Origin of the sequence: Bradyrhizobium sp. WSM1743 (genome assembly GCF_000473065.1) — a bacterium.
GTDB lineage: Bacteria > Pseudomonadota > Alphaproteobacteria > Rhizobiales > Xanthobacteraceae > Bradyrhizobium.
Window position 1 is genome coordinate 1 of the sequence record NZ_AXAZ01000130.1, and the last position, 7,896, is coordinate 7,896.

The 7,896-nt window shown below is 64.6% G+C and carries 10 protein-coding genes and 1 tRNA gene; 4 read left to right on the forward strand and 7 right to left on the reverse strand.

Features of this window, described 5'->3' with window-relative positions:
* Window positions 1-261: 261 nt before the first annotated feature.
* From YU9_RS0137765 to YU9_RS0137795, 7 genes are all read right to left on the reverse strand, one after another.
* Window positions 262-339: transfer RNA gene (locus YU9_RS0137765), tRNA-Pro, on the reverse strand.
* A 123-nt stretch (window positions 340-462) separates the two neighbouring features.
* A complete protein-coding gene (locus YU9_RS0137770) occupies window positions 463-1,041 on the reverse strand; it encodes a MerR family transcriptional regulator (protein ID WP_027577342.1) in 579 nt (192 codons plus the stop codon).
* A 24-nt stretch (window positions 1,042-1,065) separates the two neighbouring features.
* Window positions 1,066-1,413: an integration host factor subunit alpha gene (locus YU9_RS0137775; protein WP_027577343.1), complete on the reverse strand. Its 348-nt coding sequence runs from the start codon at window positions 1,411-1,413 to the stop codon at window positions 1,066-1,068.
* A 133-nt stretch (window positions 1,414-1,546) separates the two neighbouring features.
* The gene (locus tag YU9_RS0137780; protein ID WP_027577344.1) at window positions 1,547-2,527 is read right to left on the reverse strand and encodes a beta-ketoacyl-ACP synthase III; all 981 of its coding nucleotides are present in this window, start codon (window positions 2,525-2,527) and stop codon (window positions 1,547-1,549) included.
* Window positions 2,524-3,585, reverse strand: coding sequence for a phosphate acyltransferase PlsX (gene plsX / locus YU9_RS0137785; RefSeq protein ID WP_027577345.1), 1,062 nt, complete (start codon window positions 3,583-3,585; stop codon window positions 2,524-2,526). The genes YU9_RS0137780 and plsX overlap by 4 nt, the downstream gene beginning before the upstream one ends.
* Window positions 3,586-3,887: 302 nt before the next feature.
* A complete protein-coding gene (locus YU9_RS0137790; protein ID WP_027577346.1) occupies window positions 3,888-4,457 on the reverse strand; it encodes a DUF177 domain-containing protein in 570 nt (189 codons plus the stop codon).
* Window positions 4,454-5,005, reverse strand: a complete 552-nt coding sequence (locus tag YU9_RS0137795) for a ubiquinol-cytochrome C chaperone family protein (protein WP_027577347.1) — start codon at window positions 5,003-5,005, stop codon at window positions 4,454-4,456. Before YU9_RS0137795 ends, YU9_RS0137790 begins: the two co-directional genes overlap by 4 nt.
* A gap of 98 nt (window positions 5,006-5,103) precedes the next feature.
* Here YU9_RS0137795 and YU9_RS0137800 point away from each other — a divergent pair, with 98 nt between their 5' ends.
* The 4 genes from YU9_RS0137800 to YU9_RS0137815 all read left to right on the forward strand — a co-directional run bounded on the left by YU9_RS0137800 (window position 5,104) and on the right by YU9_RS0137815 (window position 7,613).
* The gene (locus YU9_RS0137800) at window positions 5,104-5,589 is read left to right on the forward strand and encodes an outer membrane protein assembly factor BamE (protein ID WP_027577348.1); all 486 of its coding nucleotides are present in this window, start codon (window positions 5,104-5,106) and stop codon (window positions 5,587-5,589) included.
* A 96-nt stretch (window positions 5,590-5,685) separates the two neighbouring features.
* Entirely contained in the window at window positions 5,686-6,687 is a 1,002-nt protein-coding gene (locus YU9_RS0137805; RefSeq protein ID WP_027577349.1) for a tripartite tricarboxylate transporter substrate binding protein, read from the forward strand.
* A gap of 142 nt (window positions 6,688-6,829) precedes the next feature.
* Entirely contained in the window at window positions 6,830-7,258 is a 429-nt protein-coding gene (locus YU9_RS0137810; RefSeq protein WP_027577350.1) for a MerR family transcriptional regulator, read from the forward strand.
* Window positions 7,197-7,613 carry a carboxymuconolactone decarboxylase family protein gene (locus tag YU9_RS0137815; RefSeq protein WP_027577351.1) on the forward strand — a complete coding sequence of 139 codons (417 nt, stop codon included), beginning with the start codon at window positions 7,197-7,199 and terminating at the stop codon, window positions 7,611-7,613. Before YU9_RS0137810 ends, YU9_RS0137815 begins: the two co-directional genes overlap by 62 nt.
* The last annotated feature ends 283 nt before the right edge of the window (window positions 7,614-7,896 follow it).

The following is a 7,896-nucleotide window of genomic DNA, read 5'->3' on the forward strand; positions in this document are numbered from 1 at the left end:
TGAGCGGTCACCCCCCGAAGCCCGTAGGGGCGCGGCTTTTGCCGCGCGGGGTTGACGGCGAAAGCGCGGACCGAGCAATAATGGCCATGCCATGAATGCGTCACGCCGTAACGCACCAAATCGATGCGTTCGGCGTCAGCTTAGATCGACCCTGGAGTAAATGACCTTGCAACCCCTCGACAACCCGTTCGGCACGAGGTTGCCACCCATGTCTTAGGTACGATCTGTGACCAATGTCTCCGGTCTGGACATTTGGAAAAATGGTCGGAGCGAGAGGATTTGAACCTCCGACCCCTAGTCTCCCAGACTAGTGCGCTAACCGGGCTGCGCCACGCTCCGAATGCCGTTCCATTAGCTAGGATCGCCGCTTTGCGCAAGGCGAGGCAGGCACCATTTTGGGGGCTCTCCTCAATCGTGAGCCGAAAGCCTCCCGGAACTGCCCGCAAAGCAGGCGAACCGCCCCTACCCGTCCTTCAGCGCCTGATCCAGCATCTCCCGGCAGGCGACGAGGTCGGCGAGTGCCCGTCCCAAGCGCTCCCGGTCCAGCGCGCTGGGGCCGGCGGGCGCTGTGGCGGCGCCGCCCTTGCGGAAGGTGGTGAGGATCTCCTCGTCGTCGATCTCGGTGAAGCGGAAGTCGATGCCTTCCTCCTCATCGCCCTGGAAGTCGTCATCGTCGGTATCGGTGATGCCTTTGATGGGCGCCTCGTCCTCGGGCTCCATTAGGCTCGCGCCGATGGCGTCCTCAATGGCGCCGAAGGAGACCGCGGCCGCGCTGTCGGCGAGGCCCTGCACCGATTTGACGCCGTGCTCTTTCAGGATCCGCTGCACCCCGCGGATGGTGTAGCCCTCGCCGTAAAGCAGGCGGCGGATGCCCTTGAGCAGGTCGACGTCGTCGGGGCGGTAATAGCGGCGGCCGCCGCTGCGCTTCATCGGCTTGATCTGGGAGAACCGGGTCTCCCAGAACCGCAGCACGTGCTGCGGGATGTCGAGCTCCTGCGCTACTTCGCTGATGGTTCGGAACGCATCCGGCGCCTTGTCCAATGCCAGTCCTTTCCGAAAAGGCGGTTACGCCTCTTGTTGAGCCTTGGCCTTGGTGGCGTCGCCATTGGTGCGGTGCTGGGCGTTGATCCGCTGCTTCAGGATCGCCGACGGCTTGAACACCATGACGCGGCGCGGCGAGATCGGCACCTCGGTGCCGGTCTTCGGGTTGCGGCCGATGCGCTGGCCCTTCTTGCGCACCATGAAGGAACCGAACGAGGACAATTTCACCGTCTCGCCCTTCTCCAGGCAGTCGGTGATCTCCTTCAGCACGAGTTCCACGAAGGCGGACGATTCCGTGCGCGACAGGCCTACCTTCTGGTAGACGGCTTCGCAGAGATCGACACGCGTTACGGTTTTACTTTGATCGGTCATCGCCCTGCCCCACATCACGGCGAACAATTGTTGTCTGAAATTAGGAGGTTACGATACGGCGGTCAACAGCGCTCATCAATGCACACGCATCGATAATCGGCGCAGATTCCGGCAAAATTTTATCTGATGTGGCTTACCAGCGCACCAGCGCGGAACCCCAGGTGAAGCCGCCGCCCATGGCTTCCAGCAGGACCATGTCGCCCTTCTTGATGCGGCCGTCCTTGCGCGCCACCGACAGCGCCAGCGGGATCGAGGCCGCTGAAGTGTTGCCGTGACGGTCCACCGTCAGCACCACCTTCTCCGGCGCGATATGCAGCTTGTGCGCGGAGGCATCGATGATTCGCTTGTTGGCCTGGTGCGGCACGAACCAATCGATGCTGTCGGCATTGAGCCCGGTCGCCTGGAAGGCGTCGACGATGACATCGGTGATCATGCCGACCGCGTGCTTGAAGACCTCGCGGCCCTCCATGCGCAGATGGCCGACGGTCTGGGTCGAGGACGGCCCGCCGTCGACGAACAGCTTGGCCTTGTGGCGGCCATCGGAGCGCAAGTGCGTGGTCACGACGCCGCGGTCGGTCGCGGCATTGCCCGGCTGCTCCTGCGCCTCCAGCACCACGGCGCCGGCGCCGTCGCCGAACAGCACGCAGGTGCCGCGATCGTTCCAGTCGAGGATGCGCGAGAAGGTCTCGGCGCCGATCACCAGCGCGCGCTTATAGGCGCCGGTGCGCAGGAAATTGTCGGCAGTGGCGAGCGCGAACACGAAGCCCGAGCACACCGCCTGCAGATCGAAGGCCGCGCCATGGTTGATGCCGAGCCCGTGCTGCACGGCGACCGCCGTCGCGGGGAACGTGTTGTCCGGCGTCGAGGTCGCCAGCACGATCAGCTCGATCGATTGCGCATCCACGCCGGCGTCAGCGAGCGCGGCCTGCGCCGCCTTGAGCGCCAAGTGCGAGGTGAACTCGCCCTCGGCCGCGATGTGCCGCTCGCGAATGCCGGTGCGCTGCACGATCCACTCGTCGGAGGTGTCGATGCGCGCCGCCAATTGGGCGTTGGTCACCACCTGCTCCGGCAGATAGGAGCCGCAGCCGAGCACGACCGAACGAATTTGAGTCACGAAACATCCTCCGGCGCGGGCTGCACGGAACTGAGTGCACCACCCTCGCGGTTGAGCATCTGATTGATCTTGTTCAGGAGATCGTAGTGAGCCATCTCATAGCCAACATCGATCGCATAGGCAAAGCCTTCGGCGTTGGTTCCGCCGTGGCTCTTGACCACCACCCCGTTCAGTCCCAGCAGCACGCCGCCATTGGACTTGTTGGGGTCCATCTTGTCGCGGAGGGCCTGGAAGGCGCCGCGGGCGAAGACATAGCCGAGCTTGGAGAGCCAGCTCCGTTGCATCTCGTTACGGAGCAATTCCGCCATCTGCCGCGCGGTTCCCTCGGCTGCCTTGAGCGCGATGTTGCCGCTGAAGCCCTCGGTCACGATCACGTCGGCCAGACCCTTGCCGATACCGTCGCCCTCGACGAAGCCGATATAGTCCAGCTCCGGCAGGTTCCTCGCCCGCAGGATCTCGCTGGCCTCACGGATCTCCTCGTGCCCCTTGATCTCCTCGGCGCCGATATTGAGCAGCCCGACCGTGGGCCGCGTCTTGTTGAACAGCACGCTCGCCTTGGCCGCGCCCATCACCGCCATCGACACCAGGTGGTGGGCATCGCCGCCGAGGGTGGCGCCGAGGTCGAGCACGACGGACTCGCCGCGCATGGTCGGCCAGATCGCGGAGATCGCCGGGCGGTCGATGCCCGGCAGCGTCCGCAGGTGGAAGCGCGCCATCGCCATCAGCGCGCCGGTATTACCGGCGGAGATCGCGACGTCCGCCTCGCCCTTCTTGACCGCATCGATCGCGAGCCACATCGAGGAGGTCTTGCGGCCGCGCCGCAGCGCCTGGCTCGGCTTGTCCTCCATGCTGACGGCGACGTCGGTATGGACAATCTTGGAGGCGACTTTCAGCGTCGGGTGCTTATCAAGTTCGGGCTCGATCCTGGCGCGGTCGCCGACCAGCAGAAACTCGGTATCGCGATGCCTGCCGAGCGAGATGGCGGCGCCCGGAATGACCACGGCGGGGCCGACATCGCCTCCCATGGCGTCCAGCGCGATGCAAACCTTGCTTGGCATAAAAGTCCTGGAAACCTGGTCTGGTGCGGTCTTGGATCAGCGGGGCCGCAAAATGGGTTCGCCACTGATATGGCGATCGGCCAAGCGCCACGCCGCACCCGGACCGGGGCGCGACAATAGCGTTTTGTGCCCCCGAAACAACCTCTTGCCCCCAGCCTTTTGCATTCGGGGGCGATCCGGCCACGAACCCTGAATTTCGCAGGAAAGACATTGAGATCGGAGGGATAAGAGGTTCTTTCAAACCATCAAGGCAAATGGCTCGCGTCCCCTCGCAAGGCGGTCACAGGCGGAAAAATGCCCCCCTATCGGCCCTTCTTATTGTCCTGCAACGCCTTCAGCGCCGCGAAGGGATGATCCTCGGGATCGGGAGCGGTGACCTCCGCCTCGAACACGGCCCCCTCCTTGCGCGGATAGGGATCGATCGCCAGGAACAGGGCGTCGGTGGCGAGCCGGCCGAGGTCGATGATGCCGTTGATGATGGCCTCCGGCGGATCGGCGACCTCCGGCGGCTCCTCGTCGTCCTGCCCCCCCTCGATCAGATCGGCCAGGCGGCGCGCCTCGGCCTCGGGGGCGAACATCAGGTCCACCTCCTCCTCGATCTCGCTCTCGATCGGATCGAGCGTGACGACGCAGGTCTGGCCGATCCGGCCGCGGACAAGCCCCGTGACCTGGACCCGCCCGCCGCTTTTCGGCACGACATCGAAGCTGGCATGGGCGGACAGGATCTCGCGGAGGCCTGCGACCTCCGCCATGGCCTGCCGCTCGGCAGCTGAGGCCTCGAGCTCGCGATGCAGCCCGGCGTCGGGGATCTGCGCAACGATGATGAGCGCCCGCCAGGGATCGGGCTCGGATCCGGCATTCGGTCGGCTCATGGCGTGACATCCTCAGGGAGTGCTGGAGGAAACTTGAAGGCGGCGCGCAGCAGCGCGGCCTCCTCGGTCCGGCCAAGATCGGCCTCACTGACCCTCGCATAGGCCGCAAGCCGCTGCGCCTGGTCGAAGCCGGTCCCATTCAAGATATTCTTGCAGATCGCCGCTGCCAGCGCCTCGCCGCCAGCCTCCATGGCCTGGTCATAGGCCTGGACGCGACCGTAGAAGGCCTCACCGAAGGCCCGCATCCGCTTCGGCACGGTCTGGTCGCCCACCCCCATCTCGCGCAGATTGTCGTCCATGTCCTCACAGAAGCGGTCGAACAGCGCCTGGGACAGCTCAGTGGCGCTTTGGGCCGTTCGCAGGCGGCGCAGCAGCAGCCAGAGATGCAGCAGCAACAGGTCGAAACGCCCGTTAACCGTATCTGGCACGCCCAAGTCGCGGTAAAATATGGGTTCTCGCGCCTGCGTCACGATCATGCCATAGATGGCTTCAATGGTGCCCGACGGGGTTCGCCGGGGTTTCCTGAAGTGATTGAACGGCCAAAACATTGTGGTTTCCGCAAGCGGGCGCGCGCGAGTTGCATTCAGAGCCTCCGCCCGGTACTTCAGCGCCTCGCGCGACGCAAGGGGACGGAATCAGTTCCGCTATGACGACAACGAACCAGACCAGCCTGCGCGCGGACAAGCGGCGCGGCCTTCACGCATGCTGGCGCGGCTTGCGCATGCTCGCGGCTACGGCCGTGGTCGGCGTGGCACTTGCGGGCTGCACCGGCGAGCAGTTCCAGAAGGGGTACATCCTGCCGCCCGGCGCGCTCGAGCAGATTCCGATCGGTGCGAGTCAGGACCAGGTGCTGATCGTGATGGGCACGCCCTCCACCGTCGCGACCCTCGACGGTGAGGTGTTTTATTACATCTCGCAGCGCTCGGAGCGTCCGGTCGCCTTCATGAACCAGAAGGTGGTCGACCAACGCGTGATCGCGATCTATTTCGACAAGAACCGGCGCGTGCGCCGGCTTGCGAATTACGGCCTCCAGGACGGCAAGATCTTCGACTTCATCAGCCGCACCACGCCGACCTCGGGTCAGGAGATGAGCTACCTCGCACCGCTGTTCAAGCTGCTCAGCTTTAACTGAGCCTTCAGCCTGCGGCGTCGTGCCGCCGGTTGCGGCTTGCCGTTGCACGCCGGGTTCCCTACGCTCCCTGCAAAACAAGAAGCAGGGAGTGGATTCGTGTCTCACCCTTTACTGTCCCGCCGTCGCGTGCTCACCGGCGCTGCCGGCATTTCGGCCGCAGCGATTCTGCCGCGATCCAGCCTTGCCGACTGGAAGCCCACCGAAAACGTTCGCCTCATCGTGCCGGCTGCGGCCGGCGGCTCGACCGACGTGATGGGCCGGCTCTTGGCCGCACATCTACAAACCGCCTGGGGCCAGTCGGCGGTCGTGGAAAACCGCTCCGGCGGCGGCGGCACGATCGGCACGGCCGAGGCCGTGCGCGCCAAGCCGGATGGTCACACCATCCTGATCGGCAACCCGGGGCCGAACGCGATCGCCTACAGCATCTTCAAGAACCTCACCTACAAGCCGGACCAGCTGCAGCCGGTTTCGAACATGATCCGGATTCCGAACATCGTCTCGGCCCATCCGAAGACCGGCATCAAGTCGATCCCCGAGCTGATTGCTTACCTGAAGGCCAATCCGGACAAGCTCAGCTATGCCTCCTCAGGCGTCGGCCAGAGCCCTCACCTCACCGGCGCCTGGTTCCTCCAGCTCACCGGCCTGAAGATGACGCACATCCCGTTCCGCGGCGCCGGACCCGCGCTGCAAGCGGCCCTCGCCGGCGACATCCAGATCCTGTTCGACAATCTCTATCCGAGCCTGCCGCAGGTGCAGAACGGTACGCTCAACGGCCTCTGTGTCACCACGTCTGAGCGCAGCGACCTCGCGCCCAACCTACCGACCATGCGCGAGAGCGCGCCGGAGCTGGCGAACTTCGATGTCTCGTCGTGGTTCGCGGTCTTCCTGCCGAAGGGCGTGCCGGCCCCCATCCTCGAAGCGCTCAATCTCCAGGTGAAGGCGATGCTGGAGCGCGACGACATCAAGAAGCAGATCGCCGCCATGGGCGCCCGCGCCGATTACGGCACCCCGCAGCAGTTCGCCGCCTTCGTAGACGCCGAGACGAAGAAGTTCGCCGGCATCATCGAGAAGGAAGGGCTGCAGATGGACGTGCAGTAGGTCGTTGGCCCGCCACATGGCCCGACCGGAGCTGCCGACCGCCCACGGCGCGACGCTCGCACAGGCAGGGCCAGAATGTCTCTTGACTTAGAGCGCGCTCAAACTCGTAGTTTCCGTGCGTCGTGATGAGAGACAGGTGGGCATGAAGATCGGCGAACTCGCAAGGCGTTCCGGACTGACGGCCCATACGATCCGCTACTACGAGCGGATCGGGTTGTTGCCTTACGCCGACCGGGATCGATCCAGCCGACGTGACTACGACGCCTCGATCCTGACCTGGATCGAGTTTCTCGGCCGCCTGAAGACGACCGGCATGCCGATCAGGGACATGCTGCTTTACGCGGAACTCCGGGATCGAGGCAGCGGCACCGAGGCCGAGCGGCGCGCGCTGCTGGAGCGACACCGTGAAAGCGTGCGTGCCCACGTCGACGAACTGAATGCCTGTCTTCTCGTCCTCGACACCAAGATCGGCGGTTATGCCGAAACGGAACAGAGGATGAAGGATTATGATGCAACACTTCCCGAACGCCGGCGAAAGCCGGTTGGAGCGCGGTCGACGCGCACTCGCTGAGATCGACGGAGAGGCCGGCCATAAGGTCGTGGCGGCGCTTGGTGACATCGCCCCAGACTTCGCCACCTATGTATTCGAATTTCCATTTGGCGACATCTACTCACGGCCCGGGCTCGACCTCCGTTCGCGCGAAATCGCAACGATCGCAGCGCTCGCGGCAATGGGGAACGCCACACCTCAGCTCAAGGTGCATATCGAGGCAGGTCTGAATGTCGGGCTCGGCCGCGAGGAGATTATCGAGATCCTCATGCAGATGGCCGTCTATGCCGGCTTCCCGGCTGCCCTCAACGGCCTGTTCGCAGCGAAGGAGGTATTTGCGCAAAGAGCCGAGGACGGATCGGAGCCGAAAGCCTGAAGCTCGACCGTCGAACCTTGTTTTGCCGTGCAGCCGGACTGCGCTGGCCCTGATCGGGATAGGGGGAAGCCTCGCGGCTTCTCCCCTCCCACACCACCGGACATACGGGTCCGTATCCGGCGGTTCGGTAGATTATGCTGGTTGCTGTGCCGCGACGGAAGCCAAGCCGAGTGCCCTGAAGAACGCGATTGGCATGGCGATGGTGAGCGCGGGGCTGTTCGCGAGCCGCCAAGGGCCATGTGGGTTGCCGACGGTTTGTGCCGCCAGATTCCGGCCGACGCCG

What these genes read in the sequence shown, in the direction of transcription:
- YU9_RS0137790 (WP_027577346.1), bottom strand. Translation starts at nt 4,457, where the DNA reads ATGAGCCGACCGAATGCCGGATCCGAGCCCGATCCCTGGCGGGCGCTC.
- plsX (WP_027577345.1), bottom strand. Translation starts at nt 3,585, where the DNA reads ATGCCAAGCAAGGTTTGCATCGCGCTGGACGCCATGGGAGGCGATGTC.
- YU9_RS0137815 (WP_027577351.1), top strand. Translation starts at nt 7,197, where the DNA reads ATGCAACACTTCCCGAACGCCGGCGAAAGCCGGTTGGAGCGCGGTCGA.
- YU9_RS0137795 (WP_027577347.1), bottom strand. Translation starts at nt 5,005, where the DNA reads ATGTTTTGGCCGTTCAATCACTTCAGGAAACCCCGGCGAACCCCGTCG.
- YU9_RS0137775 (WP_027577343.1), bottom strand. Translation starts at nt 1,413, where the DNA reads ATGACCGATCAAAGTAAAACCGTAACGCGTGTCGATCTCTGCGAAGCC.
- YU9_RS0137800 (WP_027577348.1), top strand. Translation starts at nt 5,104, where the DNA reads ATGACGACAACGAACCAGACCAGCCTGCGCGCGGACAAGCGGCGCGGC.
- YU9_RS0137810 (WP_027577350.1), top strand. Translation starts at nt 6,830, where the DNA reads ATGAAGATCGGCGAACTCGCAAGGCGTTCCGGACTGACGGCCCATACG.